The sequence below is a fragment of the Corallincola platygyrae genome (assembly GCF_039544265.1).
Taxonomy (GTDB): domain Bacteria; phylum Pseudomonadota; class Gammaproteobacteria; order Enterobacterales; family Neiellaceae; genus Corallincola; species Corallincola platygyrae.
Genome location: NZ_BAABLI010000017.1, coordinates 242167 through 268511, shown reverse-complemented (window position 1 = coordinate 268511; position 26345 = coordinate 242167). Strand labels below are relative to the sequence as shown.

The window sequence follows — 26345 nt, the reverse complement described above, 5'->3', positions numbered from 1 at the left end:
AGGTTGCCCCTTCTTTATATCTGTCGCTCTGTCACATACTACGCCAGACCCATTTGTTCCAATTACAGGAGCCCTAGGGTATATACTCTGACAAAACTCAAGTTTGCCAATCACCTATGCCAAGTCATATCGATACTATTGCAGCACAGGCAACACCTCCCGGACGCGGGGGTGTCGCTATCATTCGTGTATCCGGTCCTGAAGTCGAAAAAGTCGCCGAAAGGTTACTGCCCCGTGTCCCCTCTCCCCGTATCGCAGAATACCTGCCGTTTAGTGATGGTAAAGGCACAGTCATAGACCAAGGTATCGCTTTACTATTTAAAGCACCTAACTCCTTCACAGGCGAAGATGTATTAGAACTGCAAGGCCATGGTGGCCCTGTTGTGGTTGATATGCTGCTGAGAGCGATATGCGAGCTTCCGGGGATCCGGATAGCCAACCCCGGTGAATTCAGTGAGCGAGCATTTCTTAACGACAAATTGGACCTGGCCCAGGCTGAAGCCATTGCAGACCTGATTGAGGCCAACAGCGAAGCTGCTGCTAAGAGCGCCCTGCACTCATTACAGGGGGCTTTTTCATCCCAGGTTCAGGATCTGGTTGAGCAACTGACACGCCTGCGCATCTATGTTGAAGCGGCTATCGACTTTCCAGACGAAGAGGTGGACTTTCTCTCAGATGGCAAGATCAGCGGCGACTTGGCACAGATAGAAAGCCAGCTAACAGATGTACAGTCCCAGGCACGTCAGGGCAGCTTGATCCGAGAAGGTATGCGGGTGGTGTTGGCGGGTCGCCCCAATGCGGGTAAATCCAGCCTGTTGAACGCACTGGCTGGCCGCGAGAGTGCCATCGTCACCGAGATCGCGGGCACCACACGAGACGTATTGCGGGAGCACATACACCTCGACGGCATGCCTCTGCATATTATCGACACGGCGGGACTTCGTGAGAGCCCGGATAAAGTCGAACAGATAGGGATCGCCCGTGCCTGGGAGGAGATTAATCAGGCAGACAGGGTTCTGTTCCTGGTCGATGCGACAGAAACCGACGAGACAGATCCCCATAAAATCTGGCCTGAGTTAGCTGATAGGCTACCAGAGCACGTTCCACTCACGGTAGTAAGAAACAAAGTCGATCAGCTACCAGAACACAAAATAGTGGCTAACGATGCTTCCTCAGAGCAACCGATGATCGCCATTTCGGCAAAAAACGGCACCGGTATTGATGACCTGAAAGCCCACCTGAAACAGATCATGGGTTACGAAGGTCAAGGCGGGGAAGGTCAGTTCACCGCGCGCCGTCGTCACATTGAAGCGCTGAATCTGGCCGAACAACACCTACAGAATGGCCGAGAGCAGTTAGATGTTTATTGTGCAGGGGAGCTGTTAGCCGAAGAGTTGCGGCTGGCTCAGCACGCCTTGGCAGAGATCACTGGCGAATTCAGCTCAGATGACTTGCTGGGAAGGATATTCTCTTCTTTTTGTATCGGCAAATAGAAATAAAAACACATAAAATCAATTTCTTAGCAAATAAATAAGCCTACCTATTGTTTCGCTCCCATTAAACCGGGAGCGCTAAGCTTACTTCCAATCCGCCCCCATCACGATTTCTGAGGCTGATGTTGCCGTCATGGGCTTCAATAATCTCTTTTGAAAGCGCCAGGCCAAGGCCCGTACCAGTCTGTTTGGTTGAGTAGAAAGGAAGCAATGCCTGTTGCTGTACCTCCACCGACATGCCAGGACCACGATCAGACACTTTCAGCACCACATATTCATTGGGGACGCCCTCTTCAGAGCCGACGGTCAATATGCTGGACTGCTCCAGTGTTATAGCAATGTCATCAAGTGAACTACCTGACTCATGGGCATTTTTAAGGAGATTCAACAGCACTTGTTCTAGCTGAACAAGATCTGCCTGACAAGGCGCTTCCGGGTAGTGTTCAGGCAGCCTGAAGGCGTAGTGTTGCGCCAGCTGATTCATCAACTTTTTCCAGTCAATATCCCGCTTATTAGGTTTAGCCAGCTTGGCGAATCGAGCGTAACTGAAAATGAATTGGCTGAGATGTTCAGCTCTGTCTTCAATGGTATCAAAGATAAGGGCAAGCTTTTCATCATCCAGCTCCCTGGTCAGCATACGCCCAGAGTTCACCATAGATACGATGGGCGCCAGGGAGTTATTCAACTCATGACTGATAATACGGATCACCTTCTTCCAAACAGCAACTTCCTGTCGATTCAGGTCCTGGGTCATCTGTTTTAGAAGATAAAGGTGGTGGTACTGACCGTTCAGCAAAAAACGGCCACGGGAAAGGTGCCAGGTTTGTGGTTCGCCAGCTTCATCTTCAAAGCTAAACAAACCCCCTTTGGGTTGCGTCAGCGCGGTTTTAAATTCAGCAGTTAAGTCATGTGTCAGGGTTTCAAAATCAAACCCTGCTATCGCCACACCTTGGTTAAAAAAGTGGCGAGCGGCGTCATTGGCATAGATGACCTTTTCCGAGTCATCTAACAAAAACATGATATTGGCAGAGCTTTGAATCACCTTATCAAGCAGCATCTCCCTTTGATAAATAAACTGGCGCTGCTCGCGAAGGCTGATAGCTGATTCATTAAACAACTCGCAAAGCCGATTCAGTTGGGCGTCGGACTGGCTGGGCAGAGTGACCGAAAAGTCATTATCCTTGAAGTTGAGCAGGCCCACTTCGAAGGCATGCAGCGATGCGGCAAGATTTTTACTGGCAAAATAGCTGAGCAATGCCGCAGCTACCCCACTAATAGACGCAACCAGCAAATAGAGTGCAGCAGGAGCAATCACTGAGCCCTGCTCCACCATGGCCATCCACAAAGAAAAGGCCACCAACCATGCCAACTGCGCACAGATGATCGTACTTATAATTAATTTGGCGCGCATGGACAGGTTGCGCCAAAATCGCCATTCTCTCATCGCACTGCTTCTTCTTACTCTTTTTCTATACCGAGCTTTTCCATTCGCCGATAGAGTGATTGACGACTCAAACCCAGCGCTTTAGCCGCTCTTGCTATCACACCATTATGTTCCGCTAACAGCGCCTCTATGGCGGCTTTAGTCAATGTTGGTTGATTGCTCTCACTCACCTCACCCGCTTGTTCTGCGCTGGCTACGGATAAGCCAAAGTCATCAACACCCAAGGCTTTGGTTGATGCGAGGATCACTGCGCGTTTACAGGCATTTTCTAGCTCTCGCACATTACCGGGCCAGCTATGCTGCTCAAGTGCACTCGCAGCCTGTTTATTGATGTGATATTCGCTGCCGATAAAATGATTCACCAGCGGAATAATATCAGCCACTCTTTGCTTCAAAGGTGGCACTGAAAGCTCGATAACATTTAGCCGGTAGTAAAGATCTTCGCGAAAACGGCCAGCTTCTATATCCTCTAAAAGATTGGCATTGGTTGCACTGATCACCCGGACTTTTACTTTGCGAGTCTGATGTGAGCCGAGTCGCTCAAACTCGCCTGTTTGCAACACTCTCAGCAGCTTTACCTGTCCACTTAACGGCAGATTTCCTATCTCATCTAAAAACAGCGTGCCGCCATCGGCAGCCTCAAAACGACCAATTCGAGTTTTGTTGGCACCTGTAAATGCGCCCGCTTCAGCGCCAAACAGCTCAGCTTCAAGCAGATCCATCGGCAATGCGCCGATATTAACTTTCACCAGAGGTTTGTCTTTCAGACTCGAGTTGGCATGAAGAATATCGGCAAGCTTGTCTTTACCGGCGCCATTAGGGCCGGTAATCAACACAGGAACATCAGACTTAGCGATCTGCAAAGCCAAATCGACACAGCGCTGCATTACTCCACTGGCAAACACAATACCGCATAGATTGGCGTTATTAATCGGTGCCATTCGCTCGGCATCCAACCGTTTAAGCTTGTGGTTATCGGTGGAGAGCTTATACATGGAGGTGAGATTGTTCACGCTGATAAGCAGTTTGGCATCGTCCCAGGGTTTTCCCAGGTAATCTGACGCCCCAGAGCGTACCAGTTCCACCGCAGTTTCAAGCTGAGTCCAGGCCGTGAGCAGAATGACCGGCAGTTCAGGGTCTATCTCGCGCAGCGCGTAAAACAGGGTTCGCCCCTCTTCACCTGAAGTGGTGTCGTTGGTGAAATTCATATCCTGAATCACCAGAGACACTGGCTCGCTTTGTACCAGCTTAATCGCCTCATCCGGGGTATAGCAGCTCAACGTTTGATAACCATTAAGCTCCAACATCAAGGACAGCGCCTGGCAAACAGCTTTGTTGTCATCGACGATTAAAATGGTATCCATCAAATTGCAAACGTCCTTAGCAGATAGACTTAAACTGGCAATGCGTTTGCCAGTTTAAGCAGTGAATAAAATAAAATCACACGGTTCGTGTTGCGATGGCCGGAGAAATTTTAGCCGCCTTGCGTGCGGGAAATACCACGGCAATGGTGGTTAGAACAAACAACCCAGCGACGGTGACCACAGGATAGACAAGCGCCAACTTTGGCAGATCATACAAACTCATCAATTGTTGACCCAGCTGCACCGCCAGCAATCCACCGATGACCCCGCCTACCAGTGCAATCAGATAGTTTTCCACCAGAAAGAAGCTCACTATATCGCGCTTCTTCGCACCAAGGGCTCGACGGGTTCCAATCTGCTTGGTCCGGCGCTCGATATTGAACATTACCATCCCAGTCAACCCCAAGCTGGTGATCATCAGTAGCAATATCACCATCATACTTAATACCGAAGCCATCAATTCGTGAGATTGATAAACCCGCTGGCGATGCTCGCTTATCATTCGAAAACCATCAATCACCCGGTCTTTATTTTCTTGATGCAACGCTGCGGTAATCAGGGGCTTAAGTTCAGTCATAGCCCCCGCATCAGCGCGCACCAAAAACTTAGTGAAAGGCCACAACCCTAATTCGACATTCAGTATCATTGCATTATCCAGATGGGATGAGTTGACCCATGCCCCCTGAAGTTTTTCAACCACACCTATCACTTCCAGCGCCTGTTCACCCCACCCGCCTGCGTACAACGTTTGACCAATGGGCGATTGCTCACCAAAAACATGGGTGGCAAAGGCCTTGGACAGGATCACTTTAGTTGCGCTGTCAGGATGTCCCACCTGAACTTCTTCGGGGTAGAAATTACGCCCCTCAATCAACTTCACCCCCATCGCTTCCATCATTTGCTCATCGCCATAGTACATAGCAGCCTGGGGGGCTGATTTATGAGACTCTTCGCTGGGACCATAGGTCAAAGTGGAAGACCAGCCGCCCCCGCTCAGAGGCGTCATACTGGTTGAAGTTGCGGCCTTAACACCGGGAATGTCACGGATTATCTGCATGTCCAGGCTGTTCTGTAAGCCATAGTCGATACCCGCACCGAAGTTATAGATGTTGATATCAAACACCTCATCTTCGGCCACGCCTGAGTCTCGAGACATCAGTGCTAAACGTTCGTTGATGATAAAACTGGCATTGGCGACAATCGCCACGGACAGAATGATCTGAGCAAGCAACAGCAGTGGACCACTTTTACTGCGCAGCAGGGTGCTGATGATAGGTTTAATATGAAACATGAATACGCTCCCTCTACTGGCTCTTCAAATGGCTACTGGGATTGGCAATGCAGATTTGCCATGCTGGATACAGGCCGGCGACTAAGGCACTGGTAATGGCAACAGTTGGCGCAATGATCCACATACTCATATCCAATTGGGTCAGAGACTCTTCCAGGCCAAACCTTGAAGAGAGCACACTCAAGGAGACAGCCGCCCATATCAATCCAATCAAACCTCCCCAGAAACCAACGACGCCGACCTCGACCATATGCTGCATAAAAATCTGCGTGCGACTGGCACCAATCGCTCTGCGAACGCCCACTTCCGGCGCACGTTTAAGAAACTTAGCCAGCAGTAATCCCAGCATGTTCACTAGACAAACAATTAAAAACAGCGCACTTAGCCCCACCAACACCTTGCTGTCTTCGGGAACGACTTTGTTAATGACTAGCCACTCAGATACGTCAGAAATATCGGCATAAGGGCTATCAGAGGCAAAACGACCAAGCAATTGCTGCTGCGCAATATAGCCTTCAAGCCACTGCTCATACGCCTGTTTTTGTTCAGGTGTGTTCAGCTCGACCCAGTATTGATTCCAGTGGGTTTCAGAGGCCAGCTTGTCTTGGTAGGTAACGATCGATTCATTCTTCCAACTCTGATTGTTACCCCAACTCTGATACTCCTCTATGGGCGCAAGTGAATAAGGAACGTAAAGGCGCTCACTATCGTTAAAAGCACCATTGTTTACATCGTAGTACTTCGGGCTCGGTTTCCAGTCATCAATAACGCCAGCTACCTTGTAGGGTTTCTGGTTCAGATAGAGCACTTTACCTACGCTGTTCTGCCCACCGAATAGCTCCTGATTTAGATCAGCCCTAATCACGACTTGGTAACCTGGCTCTTTATCAATGGCTTTGTCCCAAGGCCCACCATAGATAAATGGTATGGAAAAAAGCGCAAAAAAATCGCTGTCAGAGACACGCGCACTCTCAAGTAAAGGCGCTTGTTTAGGATCTTCCGTTTGGATCGCCATGCCTGTCATAAACATAGGGGTCTGGCGTGTTGGAATATCGCTCTGACGCAGATTAAAACCATCTTGATAGGTAATCTGCGGATTCATCTCATCCCAGCTGTCCGCTTCCTGACTCCATAAGCGAACCTCATAAAGCACGGATGAACGTTCTCCCGCGGGATTAACAGAGGCCATCTGGTAGATGTTCAACGTCGTGATAGTGATACCAATACCGATAGAAATGGCCAACACCATCAGCAATGACAACAACGGCGTATTTTTGATACTGCGCCACGCCAAATCGAGATAGTAAATAAACATTCTGCGCCCCCTATCCTGCAACCTGTTCAAGGGGCGTTTGCGATTTGCCACCGTTATACAGAGTAAAATCACAGACTTTGCCATCAACGATCTGGATGTTTCGCTGTGCACGACGTGCCAGCTCGGGGTCGTGAGTTACCATAATGATGGTGGTACCGGCTTTGTTAATGTCCTCAAGCAGCTCCATCACCTGCCGAGCCATGATGCTGTCAAGGTTACCGGTAGGCTCATCCGCCAACAGAAAGCGAGGTTTACCCGCCAAAGCACGTGCAATAGCGACCCGCTGCTGCTGACCTCCAGATAACTGAGATGGTAGATGTTTCATGCGAGCGCCGAGTCCAACCTGCTCCAAGGCTTCCTTGACCCTTTTCGCACGCTCCTTGCTGTTAAAGCCACGATAGCGCAGGGGAACTTCTACATTCTCGGCAAGGTTCAGATCGGGAATCAGATTAAATCCCTGAAAGATGAAACCAATTTTTTCATTGCGGATCCTGGAACTGGCATTATCACTGAGATTGGCGATGTTTACGCCATCCAGGTGATACTCTCCGCCCGTTACACCTTCCAACAATCCGGCGATGTTCAGAAACGTGGTTTTTCCAGAACCGGAAGGACCGGTCACGGCCACAAACTCACCTTCACTAACTTCCAAGTTAAAGTCGCGTAACGCGTGTGTTTCGACCAAATCTGTTTTAAACACCTTACTTATGTTCTGCATTGACAACATGATTCTCTCCTTGGTGTTAAATAAAATTGATTTCCAAAAGCAGTCTGACCAGCTCGATCAACTGTTGGATTGCCTGTTCGATAGAGGTATCACTCTGCACGCCGCATGATTTAGGGGCTGGTTGGCTGTGCAACAGGTATTGTTGGGTACTGCTGTGAAACAAATGCACCGCCAGCATAAGCAACGCAAGTGGTGAAAAACTGACGAACTTCTGGACCAAAGCGCTAACATCAAATGGTAGGTTCATGGGTTTATCCTTAATTCGAATTAGTTGATCAGCACTTGTTCAGCACCGTTCAGATCGTGAATAGAAGAGATCACCCACACATCCCCAGGCTTACCACCACTAATCACCTCGACATGACTTGAGCTGCGGGCTCCCAGGCGAATGCTCTTTTTCACAGCTTGCTCTCCCTCGACAACGTAAACCTCACGTCCTCCACCACTGGTGACAAATGCGCCGCGCTTTACCATCAGCACATCTTTTCGATTCTCCAGTAATACTCTCGCTGAAAGCCATTGATTCTGGCGAAGCTTCAATCCTGATTGCTGGGCAAACCTTACTCTTGCAGTCACCTCACGATTACGTACCTCTGGAGAAATCGAGCTCAGTTGTCCCATCACTTTGATGGCGCCAAAACTCAGCTCCACTTCCATCCCCAGACCAAGATCATCGGCATAAGACTCAGGCACCATCAGCTCAGCTTCAAAAGCGGTTAGATCAACAACGGTTAAGATCGCAGCATTGGCTTCAATACGCGCTTTCTGCTCAACCAGCCAATTGCCGATAATCCCTGCTACCGGCGCTTTGATAGCCAACGCCTCAACCTGACGTTTAAGTTCCTCGACAACCAATACCTGCCTGTTAACCTCAGCCTCAAGGTTCTGAAGCTCAAACGCCAGAGTGTCTTTCATCAGACCGGCTTCCTGTTTGGCATGACCGTAGAGCATTTTTGCTTTTTTCAGATCATCTTCATTCTTCTCAAAATCGATCTGGGAGATCAGCTTGTCGGCGATAAGTTGATGGCCACGACGACTTTCCCGGGCAGCAGCATCCAGGTCGACCTTAGCCATATCTATGGTTTGCTCAGCCTTGATTAGGTCGCGACGGGCATTAAGGTGGGCTCGTTGCAAACTGCTTTTCATGCCCTCAAGCAATGCCTGCTGCTGCTTGAGGTTATTCAGCAACGTGGGGCTTTCGATTTCCGCAACAATGTCGCCTTTGGCGACCTCATCACCCGGTTTGGCCAGCAGAGTAACAGTGCCTTTATCCAGGCTGTAAAGGACCGGTGCGTTGGCAGCCACGATCTTTCCAGACGTGGCAATATCTCTAATCAGATCGCCTTTGGTCAGCGTGGCAAAACGGAGATCCGCTCTCGCTATCGAATGGTTCGCAGTACTGGCGGTAACCGTCCCCCACAGCAAAACTCCCAGACCCAGAGCAAACACACCCCACAACAGAGGTTGCTTAAAGCGCTTAGATACACTGGGCGAAACAACTGTGTCCTGAGCACTGGTGTCTTTGATCATCGGTCGACTCCTTGATGGGTAACAAACTGCGCTACATCGATTTTTGGAATTGCGACTACCATTACAATTTACGTACCAATGCAACAAAGTATTTACAAAACATACAGATAAGAAATAAAAAGCAAAAATCGGACGAAGATAGAGTGTCCGCGGACACTCAAAAAGTGTCCGTTTGGAAATGAACTGTCCGGTTAAATTGAACGACGGGACCAAAGTACGTTTTTGAGATAAAGCTGATAGAAAACAAAGGTAGGTCAGGTGGAGGATTATCTGCGTACATAGAGATCGGGTGTACTTTGAGCTCAATCCACCCACGCAAACAATATGAAAAAGTGAATAAAATTATTTAATATCAGTATATTAGAATTCAATCCTCACTAAGAAATACACCACCATCATTAAGGTTATTCATATCTTAATCACAGCGATCGATCGGATCTTTCCACAGAGTTAGCCACAACTGGTTTAGCCAGTTACAATAGCGCCCATTATCAGCCAATCATCGAGGTTTAAATGTCAGAGTCAGTTACTCTCTTGGTCGGATCTATGTTGGGTGCCACTGAATATGTAGCAGATCACGCCGCTGCGCTGCTTAAAGAAGCGGGTTATGCCCCAGAGATTGTCACTGATTTTAATGTTTGGAAACCTGAAGCAGGCAGCGATCAGAACTGGCTGATTTGTACCTCAACCCACGGTGCTGGCGATCTGCCAGACAATATCCAACCGCTTGCTGAATACCTGATGCTGCACCGCCCCAACCTGGCACAGGTGAAGTATGGTGTGATTGGTTTAGGCGACTCAAGCTACGATACCTTCTGCGAAGGCAGCAAAACCATGGATACGGTGTTGGAAGACCTGGGCGCGTTTAAGCTTCTTGACCGACTTGAGATTGATGTTCAGGAAACACCAGTGCCTGAAGACGCCGCAGAAGCCTGGTTGCCAGAATTTATTAAAAAGCTGAATTAATAACCCTGGATCTTTTCTGTGTATAAGTTGGTGTTTTACCCACAATAAACAAGAAAAGATCCAGAATATCTTTATTTGGTAGATCCCCCATGTGGATAAGATCCCATTTTATCCACGATCATTCCCACCTAGATCCCAGCGATCACACAAGTTATTTACACGTCAACACATTGTTTTGCAAAGGTTTATTTAGTTAATACACAGGGATCTCGGATCTTATTAATAGATCAAATAAGATCAATCTAAAGATCTTTTTGATCTTATTTAAAAAGCAAAGATCCTTTCTGCTTCACCCGCAAAGCCGCATCAAGTAGAATATTCCGCCCTAAAATGATCCTTAGATCTTTTTGACTCGCTTAGTTAAGAGGCCACCATGCTTTTCGATAAAAAATTTGACGTGATCGTTGTTGGCGGTGGCCATGCAGGCACGGAAGCGGCCATGGCTGCTGCACGTATGGGTGCAGAGACCCTGTTGCTGACACACAACATAGATACACTGGGTCAGATGTCCTGCAACCCTGCTATTGGCGGTATTGGTAAAGGTCACTTGGTAAAAGAGATCGATGCCTTGGGTGGTTTGATGGCGACAGCGATCGATCATGGTGGGATCCAATTCAGAACTCTGAATGCCAGTAAAGGTCCTGCAGTGAGAGCGACACGAGCACAGGCCGACCGTCAGCTCTACAAAGCTTTTGTCAGGCATGCATTAGAAAACCAACCTAACCTGACCTTGTTTCAACAGTCCTGTGATGACTTGATCGTTGAAAATGATCGCGTAACCGGTGTAGTTACCAAGATGGGGCTGCGCTTTAGTGCTGAATCTGTTGTTCTAACGGTTGGCACTTTTCTGGGCGGTCAGATCCATATCGGTATGGAGAACTACAGCGGTGGTCGTGCTGGAGATCCTCCTTCCATTGCGTTAGCACAACGACTTCGAGAACTGCCGTTTCGTGTTGGACGCTTGAAAACAGGTACACCACCGCGTATTGATGCACGCAGTATCGATTTTTCCGTGATGGAAGCTCAGCCTGGTGACAATCCAACACCAACGTTCTCGTTTATGGGTGATCGGAGTCAGCACCCTCAGCAGATCCCTTGTTACATCACACATACCAACAGCGATACCCATGACATTATTCGCGGCGGCCTCGATCGTTCACCCATGTACGCGGGTGTGATCGAAGGTGTTGGTCCTCGCTACTGTCCCTCTATCGAAGATAAGGTGATGCGTTTTGCTGACAAGCAATCCCATCAGATATTTGTTGAGCCTGAAGGGCTGACAACACATGAAGTTTATCCCAACGGCATCAGTACCAGTCTGCCATTTGATGTGCAGTTAAACCTGGTTCATTCGATCCGCGGTTTTGAGAATGCGCACATCACTCGTCCCGGTTATGCGATCGAATATGACTTCTTCGATCCTCGGGATCTTAAGGGCACGTTGGAAACGAAATATATCGGCGGGCTTTATTTTGCCGGGCAGATCAATGGCACTACCGGTTACGAGGAAGCTGGCGCACAGGGTTTGATTGCGGGCATGAACGCGGCTCAGGCTGCCAAACGGCGCGAGCAGTGGACGCCTCGTCGTGACGAAGCATACATCGGTGTGTTGGTTGATGATCTGGCAACCTTGGGTACCCAAGAGCCTTACCGTATGTTCACCAGCCGTGCTGAATACCGTCTGCTGCTCCGTGAAGACAATGCCGATCTTCGACTGACGCCGAAGGGGCGTGAATTGGGCCTTGTCGACGATCAGCGTTGGCAGGCGTTTAATGAGAAACTTGAACTGATCGAGCAGGAGAAACAGCGTCTTAAACACACATGGATCCAGGTTAATTCAAAAGCCGCAGAACAGCTCAATCCTCAGTTGAAGACGCCATTGTCCCGTGAAGCCAATTTGGAAAGTCTGCTGCGTCGCCCTGAAGTCAGCTATGAGATGCTGTCTTCGCTGGAAGATACAGGCGAGTCATTGAAACATGTTCAAGCTGCAGAACAGGTTGAGATCCAAACCAAGTACGCAGGATATATCGAGCGTCAGAAAGATGAGATAGCCAAACTGCAACGCAACGAAAATACGCTGTTGCCATTGGAATTGGATTACGCCAACGTGCCAGGCTTATCAAATGAGGTGATCGCCAAATTGAACAATGCCAAGCCTGAAACTATTGGCCAGGCATCACGTATCTCGGGCATAACCCCGGCTGCGGTATCTATTCTGCTGGTTCATTTGAAGAAGCTTGGTCTACTGAAGAAGAGTGCCTGATGCAAGAATTTCGTGGTCTGCTTGAAGATAACTGCGGTGCAATGGGGATATCCTTGAGCCTGCAGCAAACTGACAAACTGTTAGGATTTTTGGCGTTACTGCACAAGTGGAACAAGGCGTATAACCTGACCTCAGTACGTGACCCGAGAGAGATGCTGGTACGTCATCTGCTCGATAGTCTGGTGGTTTCGCCTCACCTGCAAGGGTTAAATCGCATCATTGATGTGGGCACAGGACCGGGTTTACCGGGTATTCCGCTGGCTATTTTGATGCCCGATATTCAATTTACACTGCTTGATAGTCTGGGCAAACGGATCCGCTTTCAAAAGCAGGTTTGTCATGAGTTAGGGCTTACTAACGTCGAATCTATCCAAAGTAGAGTCGAAAAATTCCAACCTGATCACCCATTTGATGCGGTGATCAGTCGCGCGTTTGCCTCGATAGGTGATATGCTCAGTTGGTGTGACCATTTAGGCTGTTATTTTCTAGCCATGAAAGGGACTTATCCTGAGCAGGAGTTGATTGAGATTCCTGAAAAGTACCGTGTAAATCAGGTACACTCTTTGGATGTTCCGGCGCTGGATGAAGCTCGTCATTTGGTCGAGATCGTACGCAACCAATAACACAATTGGGGTCTGTCGTGGGTAAAGTCATTTCGATAGCAAACCAGAAAGGTGGGGTTGGTAAAACCACCACTGCAGTAAACCTGGCCGCTTCTCTGGCCGCTACTAAGCGCAAAGTTCTTTTGATCGATCTCGATCCTCAGGGCAATGCCACCATGGGTAGCGGCGTTGATAAGTATGAAGTGCCAAAAAGCGCCTACGAGCTTCTGATTGATGAAGAGCCGTTTGAGCAAGTTGTCGTCACAGAGACGACAGGCGGTTACGATCTGATCGCGGCTAACGCGGATGTGACTGCTGCAGAGATCAAACTGATGGAAGTTTTCTCTCGCGAGACTCGGTTGCGTAATGCACTTCATCCTGTGCGCGATACCTATGATTTCATCTTCATTGATTGCCCGCCGTCATTGAACCTGTTGACGGTGAATGCCATGAGCGCGTCCGACTCAGTGTTGGTGCCAATGCAGTGTGAGTATTTTGCGCTGGAAGGACTGACCGCTCTAGTTGATACCATCAGTAAACTGTCTGCGGCTGTGAACCCTGGACTGCATGTTGAGGGGATCCTCCGCACCATGTATGACCCGCGCAATCGCCTATCTTGTGACGTTTCTGAACAGCTGAAACAGCATTTTGGTGACAAGGTTTACCGAACGGTTATTCCTAGAAACATTCGTTTGGCTGAAGCGCCAAGCTTTGGTACCCCAAGCATGTACTACGATAAGAATTCTACAGGGGCTAAGTCTTATCTTGCCCTGGCTGGCGAAATACTGCGCCGTGCCGAAACCAGCAATACCAGCTCTGAAACTGCTTAATGCCTGAAGGATTATAATGTCAACGACCAAACGCAGAGGTCTTGGACGCGGACTGGATGCACTGCTTAGCACCAGCCAGGCAGCCCGTGAACGCGTCGATGCAGCCGCAGAAAAAGAAGCCGCTGCCGCCCCCGCTCCTGTAGCGGCTCCGAAAGGCGAGATGCAGAAACTGCCTATTGAGCAGTTAACTCCAGGCAAGTATCAACCGCGTAAAGATATGTCTCCAGAGGCACTGGAAGAACTTGCGCAATCGATCGAGGCTCAGGGCATTATTCAGCCAATCGTAGTTCGAAAAATGTCTGCGGATAGCTTCGAAATTATTGCTGGTGAGCGACGCTGGCGAGCTTCTCAACTCGCAGGGTTGGATGTTGTTCCCTGTATGGTCAAAGATGTGCCTGATGAGGCGGCTGTCGCAATCGCGTTGATTGAAAATATTCAACGAGAAGACCTGAACGCAATGGAAGAAGCTATAGCGTTGAAGCGTCTCATGACCGAATTTCAACTCACCCATCAAGAGACCGCTGATGCGGTGGGCAAATCGCGCACAACTGTCACAAATCTTTTACGTTTGAATAATCTCAACGAAGACGTAAAAGTGATGTTGGAGCATGGTGATATTGAGATGGGCCATGCCCGTGCCTTACTTACCCTTGAAGGGGAGCAACAGTCTGAGGCTGCCAGAACTGTTGTTGGTAAAGGCATGACTGTGCGAGAAGCTGAGCGCTTGGTGCGTAAGCTATTAGAGCCACCCAAAGAGAAAACTGAGGCCGCGCCAGATCCAAACGTTGTCGCACTCGAAGAGAAGCTTTCGCAGACTGTAGGAGCAAAAGTTTCTATTGCTCACAACAACAAAGGTCGCGGAAAATTAGTCATTAACTATACTTCTCTCGACGAGTTAGATGGTATTTTGGCGCACATCAAGTGATAACAATTGAAACTTATCGTTAACATATTTTCTTCAGATGCTAATTGCGCTTGGTCAACGTATATAGATATACTGCGTCGCAATTAAATATCTAAGAATAATAAACGCCTAAACTTGAAACTTTTCCCGTGATCCCTCAAATCGAACAGGCGCGCCGTCACAGTCGCATACAACTCTTTGTATTGCTTGTGCTAGTCGCGTTTATTGCTACCCTTTGGGGGGTACTACAGGTATCAGAAGCGGGTTATTCGGCGTTTTGCGGTGGTTTTGTCGTCATTATGGCGCAACAGGCATTTAGCCGCTCCGCATTCGCCCATGGCGGCGCAAGTAAATTGTCCCAAGTTCAAGGGGGCTTTAAGCGCGGCATGGTATTAAAGTGGTGTACGGTGCTGATTTTAAGCACTGTGCTACTTTCGGCAGGGACATTGCCAGCCCTGCCCTACTTAACAACGTTTTGTATAACGGTGGTACTGAATTCAGTAGCGCCGTTGTGGTTTTCAAAAAATTAATCAGGATGAGTTATGGCTGCTTCAGGTGAACCACTCACTTCACAGGGGTATATCCAACACCACCTCCAGAACTTCCAAGTCTGTACCAAAGATGGAAGCTTGTATTGGGGAAATTGTTCCGATGTAGGTTTCTGGTCACTGAACGTTGATACCCTTATCTGGTCAATCGGCCTTGGTATCTTCTTTTTGTGGCTTTTCCGCTCTGTAGGTAAGAAAGCTACCTCAGGTGTTCCCGGTAAGCTGCAGTGCTTCGTGGAAATGTTGGTCGAATTTGTTGACGGCAACGTTAAAGACACCTTCCATGGCCGTAATAAACTGATTGCTCCGTTGGGACTGACTATTTTCGTCTGGGTGTTCCTGATGAACCTGATGGATTTGGTACCTGTCGATTTAGTACCACGCCTGGTCGCTGAAGGTACGGTCGCTGCGGGTGGCGCCAATGATATCCATGAGGTCTACCATAAGATTGTTCCTACCACAGACCTCAACCTGACATTTGCCCTTGCACTGGGTGTCTTTGCGCTGATGATTTTCTACAGTGTTAAAGTTAAGAGTCCACTGGGCTTCCTGAAAGAGCTGACGCTGCATCCGTTCAGCAGTAAAAACATGTTTGTTCAGACGCTACTTATCCCAGTGAACTTCCTGATTGAAAGTATTACTTTGCTCGCTAAGCCTGTTTCTCTCGGCTTACGTCTGTTCGGCAACCTCTATGCCGGCGAATTGATTTTTATCCTGATCGCACTGCTATACAGCGCAGGTGTTGTGCTCGGTACTCTTGGTGGCGTGTTGCAACTGGGCTGGGCGATCTTCCATATCCTGGTCATCACGCTACAAGCGTTCATTTTCATGGTGCTTACCATCGTGTATTTGAGCATGGCGCACGAAGACCATTAATTTTATTTTGACAACAACCATCCTAACTAAAATTGGAGACTTAAGATGGACGTAGAAGGCCTGAAATTTATTGCTGTTGCCCTGATGATGGGTCTGGCTGCTCTGGGAACTGGTATCGGTTTCTCAATCCTGGGTGGCAAGTTCCTGGAAAGTTCTGCTCGCCAACCTGAGCTTGCGCCACAGCTGCAAGTTAAGATGTTCATCGTTGCGGGTCTGCTTGATGCAATCCCAATGATCGCTGTAGGTATCGGTCTTTACATTCTATTCGCGGCTTAATTCTCGATAACTATTTCTACGCGTTTAGAAGTTAAAAAGGAGGAGGTGTTGTGAATATCAACGCTACCTTAATTGGCCAGATGATCTCGTTCGCTGTCTTTGTGTGGTTCTGCATGAAATATGTATGGCCACCGATCATGGCAGCTATCGAAGAGCGTCAGAACAGAATCGCTGATGGTCTTGCTGATGCAGACCGCGCCGAAAAGAGTCTCGAACTGGCCCAGGAAAAGTCCAAGGACCAGCTCAAAGTAGCCAAGCAACAGGCTCATGAGATCATCGAGCAGGCGAACAAGCGTAAAAACCAGATTATCGAAGAGGCAACAGAAGAAGCCCAGTCCGAGCGTGCCAAGATCATTGCTCAGGGCCAGGCGGAAATTGAAGCCGAGCGTAATCGCGCTAAAGAGGAACTGCGTCAGCAGGTTGCTGCCCTAGCCGTTAGCGGCGCTGAGCGGATCCTTGAGCGTTCCATCGATAAAGCTGCTCACGCCGACATACTCGATAAGTTGGCAGAGGAACTTTAAGCAAAGGGATGACCCATGTCTGATTTGACAACTGTCGCTCGCCCCTATGCTGAAGCAGCTTTTGAATTTGCTGTCGAGAAAGCGGCGCTGGATAAATGGAGTGAGATGCTGGACTTTGCTGCGCAAGTAGCACAAGACGACCAGATCCAAGCTTTATTCACCAGCCAACTGTCAGCCGAAGCGTTGGCAGAACTGTTTGTTACCGTGTGTGGTGAACAACTCGATGAGCATGGCCAGAACCTGATTCGGATGATGGCGGAAAACGAACGCTTGAAGGCGCTGCCTGACGTGGCGGGTCTGTTCCATATATTGGTTGCCGAGCACAACGCAATCGCTGAGGTCGAGGTTAACTCTGCCAGCGAACTGAGTGCTGACCAAGAGAGCAAGATCGTCGCGATGATGGAAAAGCGTCTGGATCGCAAAGTTAAGCTGAATTGCAATGTCGATAAAACACTTCTGGCAGGCGTGCTGATCAAGTGCGGTGACCTGGTGATCGACGGTTCGGTAAGAGGCAAACTAGACCGCCTCTCCGATACGTTGCATTCATAATTGGGGATTAGAGCATGCAACTGAATTCCACTGAAATCAGTGAACTGATCAAACAGCGGATTGAGAAGTTCAATGTTGTGAGTGAAGCTCGCAACGAAGGCACTATTGTGTCTGTAAGTGACGGGATTATCCGTGTCACTGGCCTTGCTGACTGTATGCAGGGCGAAATGATCGAACTGCCAGGTAACCGCTACGCTATCGCACTGAACCTGGAGCGTGACTCCGTAGGTGCGGTTGTGATGGGCCCTTACGCTGACTTAGCGGAAGGTGTCAAAGTGAAAAGCACTGGCCGAATCCTGGAAGTACCAGTAGGCCGCGGTCTGCTAGGTCGTGTCGTTAACACCCTGGGTGAACCTATTGATGGTAAAGGCCCAATCGATAACGACGGTTTCTCTCCGGTAGAAGTTATCGCACCAGGCGTTATTGAGCGTCAGTCAGTTTCTCAGCCTGTAGAAACAGGTCTGAAAGCGATTGACTCAATGATCCCAATCGGCCGTGGTCAGCGTGAGTTGATCATTGGTGACCGTCAGACGGGTAAAACCGCGATTGCTATTGATGCCATCATCAACCAGAAAAACTCTGGTATTAAGAGCATCTATGTAGCGATTGGTCAGAAAGCTTCAACCATCGCTAACGTGGTTCGTAAGCTTGAAGAACACGGTGCACTGGAAAACACCATTGTTGTAGTTGCATCAGCGTCTGAAGCTGCGGCACTGCAATATCTGGCACCATATTCTGGCTGTTCCATGGGTGAATATTTCCGTGACCGTGGTGAAGATTCTCTGATCGTATACGATGACCTGTCCAAACAGGCCGTTGCTTATCGTCAGATCTCATTGCTGCTTCGTCGTCCGCCAGGCCGTGAAGCATTCCCTGGTGACGTATTCTATCTTCACAGCCGTCTGCTTGAGCGTGCTGCTCGAGTAAATGCTGACTACGTTGAGAAGTTCACCAATGGTGAAGTGAAAGGCCAGACTGGTTCATTGACTGCGCTGCCAATCATCGAAACCCAGGCGGGTGACGTATCGGCATTCGTACCTACCAACGTAATTTCGATTACAGATGGTCAGATCTTCCTGGACAACGACATGTTCAACTCAGGCATTCGCCCTGCGGTTGACCCAGGTATCTCTGTATCTCGTGTAGGTGGTGCAGCTCAGACCAAGGTTATTAAGAAGCTTGGTGGTGGTATTCGTACCGCGTTGGCGCAGTACCGTGAAGTTCAGGCATTCGCACAGTTTGCTTCAGATCTTGATGATGCAACTCGCCGTCAGTTGGAGCACGGTCAGCGTGTTACCGAGTTGATGAAACAGTTGCAATATAGCCCGCTCAGCACTGCTGGTATGGCTGTGTCGCTGTATGCTGCAGAGAAAGGTTTCCTTGACGACATCGAGTTGAACAAGGTGATGGATTTCGAAGCTGCCCTGCAATCTTACATGGCTAGTGAGCACGCTGAGTTGATGGCTAAGATCAACGAAAGCGGCGACTACAACGACGAGATTGATGCTGCGCTGAAAGCTGCTCTGGAAGCGTTCAAGTCAACTCAGACATGGTAATCACGTTGGGGCAGTGCTTCATTGCTGCCCCGCAAGATTAGGAGTGAACAGAGATGTCTGGCGCAAAAGAGATTAAAAGCAAGATCCTGAGTGTTCAGAACACTCAGAAGATCACCAGTGCTATGGAGATGGTCGCCGCGAGTAAAATGCGCAAAGCGCAGGATCGCATGACGGCGTCACGTCCCTATGCTCAGAACATGTACAAAGTGATCAGTCACATTGCCTTAGGTAGCTTGGAGTATCGTCATCCTTATGTTGAGGAGCGCGAGGTCAAGCGAGTAGGATACATCGTTATCTCTACAGACCGTGGCTTGTGCGGTGGTCTCAATGTCAACCTGTTCAAAAAAGTCACTGCGGATGTAACCGAGTGGAAAGAAAAAGGGGTTGATGCCTCTTTTGCGGTAGTGGGCTCTAAAGCAGCTGCGTTTTTCCACAAGTTTGGTGGTGCAGTGAAAGCTCAGGTCACCGGCCTGAGTGATGATGTGGCACTGCAGGACCTGATTGGTACCGTTAAGGTGATGCTGGAAGCATACGATAATGGCGAAATTGACCGCCTCTATATCGTGGCTAACAGATTCGTTAACACCATGAAGCAGGACCCAACCATACTGCAGCTTCTCCCCTTGCCTAAGGCGGAAAATGAAGAGCTACAGCACCTCTGGGACTACATCTACGAGCCGGACGCCAAAGAGCTACTCGATGCGCTAATGGATCGTTATATCGAATCCCTCGTGTATCAGGGCGTGGTTGAAAACCAGGCCAGTGAGCAGGCGGCACGTATGGTGGCCATGAAGGCGGCTACCGACAACGCGGATAACCTCATTGATGATCTTTCTCTGGTGTATAACAAGGCCCGTCAGGCCGGTATTACCCAGGAATTGACCGAGATCGTCTCCGGGGCGGCTGCGGTTTAGGTGACTGAACAGAATTAGAGGAAATGCAATGAGTACAGGTAAGGTTGTACAGATCATCGGCGCAGTCGTTGACGTTGAGTTCCCGCAAGACGCGGTACCCAAGGTGTATGATGCGCTGAAAATTGAAAGTGAAGGCGAATGTAAAGGCCTGGTGCTGGAAGTTCAGCAGCAAATGGGTGGTGGTGTTGTTCGTACCATCGCTATGGGTTCATCTGACGGTTTGCGTCGTGGATCTGATGTTCTCAATACCCAGGACCCAATCAAGGTTCCTGTAGGTACTGAAACACTTGGTCGCATCATGAACGTCTTGGGTGATCCGGTAGATGAAGCTGGCCCAATTGGTGAGCAGGACCGCTGGAGTATCCACCGCGAAGCACCAAGCTATGAAGAGCAGGCGTCATCAAATGAGCTGCTTGAAACAGGTATTAAAGTAATCGACCTGGTTTGCCCATTCGCTAAGGGTGGTAAAGTTGGTCTGTTCGGTGGTGCCGGTGTAGGTAAAACCGTAAACATGATGGAGCTGATCCGTAACATCGCGATCGAGCACTCAGGTTACTCTGTATTCGCCGGTGTAGGTGAGCGTACCCGTGAAGGTAACGACTTCTACCACGAAATGAACGAGTCCAACGTATTGGACAAGGTAGCCCTGGTTTACGGTCAGATGAACGAGCCACCGGGTAACCGTCTTCGCGTAGCATTGACCGGCCTGACAATGGCTGAGAAATTCCGTGATGAAGGTCGTGACGTACTGTTGTTTGTTGATAACATCTATCGTTACACCCTGGCGGGTACTGAGGTATCAGCACTCCTGGGTCGTATGCCATCAGCGGTAGGTTATCAGCCTACTCTGGCTGAAGAGATGGGTGTTCTGCAGGAACGTATTACGTCGACTAAGACAGGTTCGATTACGTCAATCCAAGCGGTATACGTACCAGCGGATGACTTGACTGACCCGTCACCAGCGACCACTTTCTCGCACTTGGACGCAACCGTAGTATTGAGCCGTAACATTGCTGCTCTGGGTATTTACCCTGCGATTGACCCGCTTGATTCTACTTCACGTCAGCTGGATCCACTGGTTGTAGGTCAGGAGCACTATGAAGTGGCTCGTGGCGTTCAGACCGTTCTTCAGCGCTATAAAGAGCTGAAAGATATCATCGCGATCCTGGGTATGGACGAACTGTCTGAAGAAGACAAGTTGTTGGTAGCTCGTGCTCGTAAGATCCAGCGCTTCCTGTCTCAGCCATTCTTCGTAGCTGAAGTATTTACAGGTTCTCCAGGTAAGTACGTTTCGCTGAAAGATACTATCTCCGGCTTCAAGGGCATCCTTGCCGGTGAATACGACCACCTGCCAGAGCAGGCATTCTACATGGTCGGCGGTATCGACGAAGCTGTTGAGAAGGCGAAGTCTGTTTAATGTCTTTTAAAGACGTTAAATACGACTACTAAATGCGGAGGATATTATGGCGATGACAGTACACCTTGATGTTGTGAGTGCAGAAAGCATGATCTTCTCGGGTCGAGTGGAATCGCTTCAGGTAACTGGTAGTGAGGGTGAGTTGGGTATTATGCCTGGTCACTCACCACTGCTGGCCGCGCTGAAGCCTGGTATGGTTCGCATGGTCAAACAACACGGTCACGAAGAGGTATTTTACCTCTCCGGCGGCATGCTGGAAGTTCAGCCGGGTAATGTTACCGTGCTGGCTGATACAGTAATCCGTGCAACTGACATCGACAAAGCTGAAGCTGAAGAAGCTAAGCGTCGTGCTGAAAGCAATATCAGCAGTTTGTCAGGCGATTTCGACTATGCCCAAGCAGCACAGGAGCTGGCAAAAGCGATTGCTCAGCTGCGTGTAGCTGAATATTCCAGTAAAAACATTGGTTAGTAGCTGGAATTGATGAGAAAAGGCGGCCCATAGGCCGCCTTTTTTGTATACTCCAAGCAGTTTCAAGATCCCCTGTTTCAAATACGATGAGGACCCCATGTCACTGACCGTCGTTATTCTTGCCGCTGGCAAAGGCACACGGATGCGCTCCAATTTGCCGAAAGTACTCCACCCTGTCGCTCACAAACCTATGGTGCAGCATGTTATTGATGCCGCCGCAGGTGTAGGTGCCAGCAAAACCTGCCTGGTTTATGGCCATGGGGCTGACCAGATAACCCAAACCCTTACCGATCCAAGCTTGGTTTGGGTAGAGCAGGCTGAGCAGTTGGGCACCGGGCATGCGGTTGCGCAGGCGATCCCCCACTTTGATGATCAAGACAAAGTGCTGGTGCTCTATGGTGATGTACCGCTTATCACCAGCGACACCCTGGATAAGTTGTTGGCAGTGCAACCAGAGGGAGGCATTGGCCTGCTGACGGTTAATCTGGATGATCCAACGGGTTATGGTCGTATCTTGCGCTTGGAAGAAGCTGTTTGCGGTATCGTTGAGCAAAAAGACGCGACGCCAGAGCAGTTGGAAGTACAAGAGGTGAATACGGGGATTCTCGTCGCCGAAGGCGCTGATATGAAGCGTTGGTTGGCCAATCTGTCTAACGACAATGCTCAGGGTGAATACTATCTTACTGATGTCATTGCGATGGCTTACAACGAAGGTCGTCGTATCGAAACCGCGCAACCTTCAACTGCGATTGAAGTTGAAGGCGCTAATAACCGTCTTCAGCTGGCAACGTTGGAACGTGCTTATCAGCAGCGTGCAGCCGAACAACTGATGACCGAGGGGGTGACTCTGCGTGACCCTTCGCGTTTTGATTTGCGTGGTGAGTTAACTTGCGGCGAAGACTGCATTATCGATGTGAATGTGATTGTCGAGGGTAAAGTTACCCTGGGTAAAGGCGTAAATATTGGTGCCAATAGCATTTTGACTGACTGTGAGATCGGCGATAACACAGTGGTTAAACCAAACTCCATAATTGAGTCTTCCAAGGTGGGAGCTAGCTGCTCTATCGGTCCTTATGGCCGCATTCGTCCAGGCTGTGAAATGGCTGATGACAGCCATATCGGCAACTTTGTTGAGATGAAGAAGGTAGTGCTGGGTGAAGGCTCTAAGGCCAACCATCTCACCTATCTTGGTGACAGCGAAATTGGTGCTGGCGTGAATATCGGTGCGGGCACCATCACCTGTAACTACGATGGCGCGAATAAATCTAAAACCGTTATTGGCGACAATGCTTTTATCGGCTCAGATTCTCAACTGGTAGCGCCAGTGACTGTCGGCAAGGATGCAACGGTAGGTGCTGGCAGCACCATCACCAAGGATGTGCCAGACGCTGCTTTGGCTATTTCTCGAAGTAAGCAGGCCCATATCACCAGCTGGCAGCGCCCGGTTAAGAAGAAGTAATCAACAACCGTATGCTCGTAAAGGCAGCCCTCTGGCTGCCTTTTTTATGTACAGGATGTACGGTCGAAAATAGCTCCATGCATTTTCGACATTTTCGCTTTCCTTGGCGGTCGTATGCCTGACTGAGAGCGCATGGTATCCAATCACTTCAATAATTTATTGCTATTCAAAACTCCCAACTGAAAACATAGTCTGTCGAAAAATAATACCGTTCACCTTGCGCATCTCAAATTCCTGTGCATAATTACGTCAACTTTCAAAACGAAACTTTTTATTTTGAAGCGAAATACACAACAAAGACGGCGCGCTATTGTTGACCTAGTTAATGAACTGGGTGAAGCAACGGTTGAACTGCTAGCCTCCAAGTTCGATACCAGTGCCGTAACGGTAAGAAAAGATCTGGTTGCGCTGGAGGCTGCAGGTCTTTTGCTTCGAAAGTTTGGTGGTGCGATGTCAGTGCCAAAAGAACTTTCAGCAGATCCTCAAGGTCATAAAGTTTCGAAACGAAAGAAGTTGATTGCAAAAGCGGCTGCAGACTGCATTCGCGACCATTACCGGGTGATTATCGACAGTGGCAGCACAACAGCGGCCATGATCCCCGAACTGAATCAAAAGCGGGGATTGGTGGTCATGACTAACTCCCTCGCTGTCGCTAATGCGCTGCATGGACTGGAAAATGAGCCAACGCTATTGATGACTGGCGGTACCTGGGACCCCCACTCAGAGTCGTTTCAGGGACAAGTCGCTGAGCAGGTGTTGCGTTCATATGATTTCGACCAACTTTTTATCGGCGCTGATGGCGTTGATTTAAGTCGGGGAACCACTACGTTTAATGAACTTATAGGTTTAAGTCATGCGATGGCGGAAGTGGCGCGAGAAGTGGTCGTGGTGATCGAGTCCGACAAAATCGGTAGGCGTATTCCAAACCTTGAGTTGCCCTGGCAACAGATTAATCGATTAGTGACGGATGATGGCTTGGCCCCAGAGGTCCGTCAGACCATAGAAAAACTGGGTGTAGAGGTCACAGTGGCCTCTACCCAAGCAGACTGAATAAGAGAGGAAAGCTTATGTGTGGCATCGTGGGTGCAGTGGCGCAACGTGATGTAGCTGAGATCCTGCTGGAGGGACTCAAACGCCTGGAATACCGTGGTTATGATTCAGCCGGTGTTGCCGTGATTGGTGAATCAGGTGATCTGCAGCGTGTGCGTCGTGTCGGTAAGGTTCAGGCGCTGGCAGATGCAGTTGCCGAAACCCCCGTGCCGGGTGGTACCGGTATCGCGCATACCCGCTGGGCTACTCATGGTGAGCCTAACGAAGCCAATGCCCATCCTCATGTTTCAGAAGATACAATTACCGTCGTTCATAACGGCATTATCGAAAATCACGCCGAGCTGCGTAGCCAACTTCAAGCCAAGGGGTACACTTTTAGCTCAGATACCGATACTGAAGTGATTGCACACCTGGTCAACGAAGAACTTAAGTCGGCGGAAACCCTTCTCGCGGCAGTACAAACAGCGGTTAAACAACTGACAGGTGCCTACGGTACCGTCGTCATGGATACCCGTGACCCTTCCCGTGTTGTTGTTGCTCGCTCGGGTAGTCCGCTGGTGGTTGGCTATGGTGTCGGTGAGAACTTTATCGCCTCAGATCAACTCGCTCTGCTTCCCGTGACCCGTCGTTTTGCTTTCCTTGAAGAGGGCGATGTGGCCGAAGTGACTCGCCGTGACGTGTCTATTTACGATGTCGATGGCAATCCTGTTGAGCGCGAGATCACCGAATCTAACGTCTCTCATGATGCTGGCGATAAAGGTCAGTACAAACACTACATGCTCAAAGAGATCTACGAGCAGCCTGCTGCCCTGCAGCGCACGCTCGAAGGGCGTATTGCGGGTGGTAAAGTGGCAGACGACACCTTTGGTGAGCGCGCCGCAGACCTTCTGAAAGATGTAAAACATGTTCAGATCATCGCCTGTGGTACCAGCTATCATGCGGGTATGGTGGCTCGCTACTGGTTCGAGGAGCTGGCAGGCGTTTCTTGCAATGTCGAGATCGCGTCTGAGTTCCGTTATCGCAAATCCGTGGTGCTGCCAAACTCCTTGCTGGTGACTATTTCTCAGTCCGGTGAAACCGCAGACACGCTTGCAGCATTACGCCTGGCCAAAGAGCAAGGCTACATGTCTTCTCTGACCATCTGTAACGTGCCTGGCTCATCACTGGTGCGTGAGTCAGATATGGCTTACATGATGAAAGCTGGTGCTGAGATTGGTGTTGCTTCTACTAAGGCCTTTACCGTGCAGTTAGCCGGTTTGTTGATGTTGGTAGCCGCTATTGGTCGTCACAACGCAATGACAGTGGAAAAAGAAGCGGCGGTTGTCAGTGCACTGCAGGCGTTGCCAGCGAAAGTCGAACAAGCGCTGAGCCTGGACAGTGACATTGAAGACTTGGCGGAAGAGTTTGCTGACAAATATCACAGCCTGTTCCTGGGCCGGGGTAACCAATACCCTATCGCGATGGAAGGTGCGCTCAAGCTTAAAGAGATCTCCTATATCCATGCTGAGGCCTATGCCGCGGGTGAACTTAAACATGGTCCGCTGGCACTGATTGACGCCGAGATGCCGGTGATTGTGGTAGCGCCGAACAACGAGCTGTTGGAAAAGCTGGCTTCGAATGTTGAAGAGGTGCGCGCACGTGGCAGCATCATGTATGTGTTCGCAGACAAAGACGCACACTTTGCCAGTGACGAAACCATGCGTGTGGTAGACGTACCACACTGTGATGAGTTGATTGCGCCTATCGTCTATACCCTGCCACTGCAGCTGCTTAGTTATCATGTAGCGCTGATCAAGGGTACCGACGTTGACCAGCCTCGTAACCTGGCCAAGTCTGTCACCGTAGAATAATCGGTTCTATTTGCCACTCTTGTGCCGACCTTAAATTAGAAAAGGCGTCTTTCGACGCCTTTTTTATTTGTTGCTTGAGCAAATTAACTCGCAATTGCTGCCGGGTCAGAGCTAAGATCCTCATCAGCAAA

Annotated in this window: 25 protein-coding genes; 18 read left to right on the top strand and 7 right to left on the bottom strand. The window is 49.4% G+C overall.

Going from position 1 to position 26345, the window contains the following annotated elements; translation table 11 throughout:
- The first annotated feature begins 116 nt into the window (after nt 1-116).
- On the top strand, nt 117-1493 hold the full coding sequence (gene mnmE, locus ABEA14_RS15850; protein WP_345341249.1) for a tRNA uridine-5-carboxymethylaminomethyl(34) synthesis GTPase MnmE: 1377 nt from the start codon (nt 117-119) through the stop codon (nt 1491-1493).
- A gap of 64 nt (nt 1494-1557) precedes the next feature.
- On the opposite strand, the gene ABEA14_RS15845 is transcribed toward mnmE, so the two are convergent.
- From ABEA14_RS15845 to ABEA14_RS15815, 7 genes are all read right to left on the bottom strand, one after another.
- The gene (locus tag ABEA14_RS15845; RefSeq protein ID WP_345341247.1) at nt 1558-2937 is read right to left on the bottom strand and encodes a sensor histidine kinase; all 1380 of its coding nucleotides are present in this window, start codon (nt 2935-2937) and stop codon (nt 1558-1560) included.
- Between the two features lie 14 nt (nt 2938-2951).
- Nucleotides 2952-4301, bottom strand: coding sequence for a sigma-54-dependent transcriptional regulator (locus ABEA14_RS15840; protein WP_345341244.1), 1350 nt, complete (start codon nt 4299-4301; stop codon nt 2952-2954).
- Between the two features lie 76 nt (nt 4302-4377).
- A complete protein-coding gene (locus ABEA14_RS15835) occupies nt 4378-5592 on the bottom strand; it encodes an ABC transporter permease (protein WP_345341242.1) in 1215 nt (404 codons plus the stop codon).
- A gap of 13 nt (nt 5593-5605) precedes the next feature.
- The gene (locus ABEA14_RS15830; protein WP_345341240.1) at nt 5606-6907 is read right to left on the bottom strand and encodes an ABC transporter permease; all 1302 of its coding nucleotides are present in this window, start codon (nt 6905-6907) and stop codon (nt 5606-5608) included.
- A gap of 10 nt (nt 6908-6917) precedes the next feature.
- Nucleotides 6918-7634 (bottom strand): ABC transporter ATP-binding protein, encoded by a 717-nt coding sequence (locus ABEA14_RS15825; RefSeq protein ID WP_345341238.1) that lies wholly within the window; start codon nt 7632-7634, stop codon nt 6918-6920.
- A gap of 16 nt (nt 7635-7650) precedes the next feature.
- On the bottom strand, nt 7651-7881 hold the full coding sequence (locus tag ABEA14_RS15820) for a hypothetical protein (RefSeq protein ID WP_345341236.1): 231 nt from the start codon (nt 7879-7881) through the stop codon (nt 7651-7653).
- A 20-nt stretch (nt 7882-7901) separates the two neighbouring features.
- Nucleotides 7902-9164, bottom strand: coding sequence for an efflux RND transporter periplasmic adaptor subunit (locus tag ABEA14_RS15815; RefSeq protein WP_345341234.1), 1263 nt, complete (start codon nt 9162-9164; stop codon nt 7902-7904).
- A 513-nt stretch (nt 9165-9677) separates the two neighbouring features.
- Between ABEA14_RS15815 and mioC the strand changes: the two genes are divergently transcribed.
- From mioC to glmS, 17 genes are all read left to right on the top strand, one after another.
- Nucleotides 9678-10130: an FMN-binding protein MioC gene (gene mioC, locus ABEA14_RS15810; protein WP_345341232.1), complete on the top strand. Its 453-nt coding sequence runs from the start codon at nt 9678-9680 to the stop codon at nt 10128-10130.
- Between the two features lie 373 nt (nt 10131-10503).
- On the top strand, nt 10504-12393 hold the full coding sequence (gene mnmG, locus ABEA14_RS15805) for a tRNA uridine-5-carboxymethylaminomethyl(34) synthesis enzyme MnmG (protein ID WP_345341230.1): 1890 nt from the start codon (nt 10504-10506) through the stop codon (nt 12391-12393).
- Entirely contained in the window at nt 12393-13016 is a 624-nt protein-coding gene (gene rsmG, locus ABEA14_RS15800; protein ID WP_377776216.1) for a 16S rRNA (guanine(527)-N(7))-methyltransferase RsmG, read from the top strand. Before mnmG ends, rsmG begins: the two co-directional genes overlap by 1 nt.
- A 17-nt stretch (nt 13017-13033) precedes the next feature.
- Nucleotides 13034-13825: a ParA family protein gene (locus ABEA14_RS15795; protein WP_345341228.1), complete on the top strand. Its 792-nt coding sequence runs from the start codon at nt 13034-13036 to the stop codon at nt 13823-13825.
- Nucleotides 13826-13841: 16 nt separating this feature from the next.
- The gene (locus ABEA14_RS15790) at nt 13842-14750 is read left to right on the top strand and encodes a ParB/RepB/Spo0J family partition protein (protein ID WP_345341225.1); all 909 of its coding nucleotides are present in this window, start codon (nt 13842-13844) and stop codon (nt 14748-14750) included.
- Between the two features lie 128 nt (nt 14751-14878).
- Entirely contained in the window at nt 14879-15259 is a 381-nt protein-coding gene (locus tag ABEA14_RS15785; protein ID WP_345341223.1) for an ATP synthase subunit I, read from the top strand.
- 12 nt (nt 15260-15271) lie between these two features.
- Entirely contained in the window at nt 15272-16153 is an 882-nt protein-coding gene (atpB, locus tag ABEA14_RS15780; protein ID WP_345341222.1) for a F0F1 ATP synthase subunit A, read from the top strand.
- A gap of 45 nt (nt 16154-16198) precedes the next feature.
- Entirely contained in the window at nt 16199-16429 is a 231-nt protein-coding gene (atpE, locus tag ABEA14_RS15775) for a F0F1 ATP synthase subunit C (protein WP_345341221.1), read from the top strand.
- Nucleotides 16430-16479: 50 nt separating this feature from the next.
- A complete protein-coding gene (gene atpF / locus ABEA14_RS15770) occupies nt 16480-16950 on the top strand; it encodes a F0F1 ATP synthase subunit B (protein WP_345341219.1) in 471 nt (156 codons plus the stop codon).
- A gap of 15 nt (nt 16951-16965) precedes the next feature.
- Nucleotides 16966-17499 (top strand): F0F1 ATP synthase subunit delta, encoded by a 534-nt coding sequence (atpH, locus tag ABEA14_RS15765; RefSeq protein ID WP_345341217.1) that lies wholly within the window; start codon nt 16966-16968, stop codon nt 17497-17499.
- Between the two features lie 14 nt (nt 17500-17513).
- Complete coding sequence (gene atpA / locus ABEA14_RS15760) at nt 17514-19055, top strand: F0F1 ATP synthase subunit alpha (protein ID WP_345341215.1); 1542 nt, start codon at nt 17514-17516, stop codon at nt 19053-19055.
- A 53-nt stretch (nt 19056-19108) separates the two neighbouring features.
- A complete protein-coding gene (gene atpG / locus ABEA14_RS15755; RefSeq protein WP_345341213.1) occupies nt 19109-19969 on the top strand; it encodes a F0F1 ATP synthase subunit gamma in 861 nt (286 codons plus the stop codon).
- Between the two features lie 28 nt (nt 19970-19997).
- On the top strand, nt 19998-21386 hold the full coding sequence (atpD, locus tag ABEA14_RS15750) for a F0F1 ATP synthase subunit beta (protein ID WP_345341211.1): 1389 nt from the start codon (nt 19998-20000) through the stop codon (nt 21384-21386).
- A gap of 43 nt (nt 21387-21429) precedes the next feature.
- Entirely contained in the window at nt 21430-21855 is a 426-nt protein-coding gene (locus ABEA14_RS15745; RefSeq protein ID WP_345341347.1) for a F0F1 ATP synthase subunit epsilon, read from the top strand.
- Between the two features lie 97 nt (nt 21856-21952).
- Nucleotides 21953-23314, top strand: a complete 1362-nt coding sequence (gene glmU / locus ABEA14_RS15740) for a bifunctional UDP-N-acetylglucosamine diphosphorylase/glucosamine-1-phosphate N-acetyltransferase GlmU (RefSeq protein ID WP_345341209.1) — start codon at nt 21953-21955, stop codon at nt 23312-23314.
- A 273-nt stretch (nt 23315-23587) separates the two neighbouring features.
- Entirely contained in the window at nt 23588-24364 is a 777-nt protein-coding gene (locus ABEA14_RS15735) for a DeoR family transcriptional regulator (protein ID WP_345341346.1), read from the top strand.
- A gap of 17 nt (nt 24365-24381) precedes the next feature.
- Nucleotides 24382-26214 (top strand): glutamine--fructose-6-phosphate transaminase (isomerizing), encoded by a 1833-nt coding sequence (gene glmS, locus ABEA14_RS15730; RefSeq protein ID WP_345341206.1) that lies wholly within the window; start codon nt 24382-24384, stop codon nt 26212-26214.
- The last annotated feature ends 131 nt before the right edge of the window (nt 26215-26345 follow it).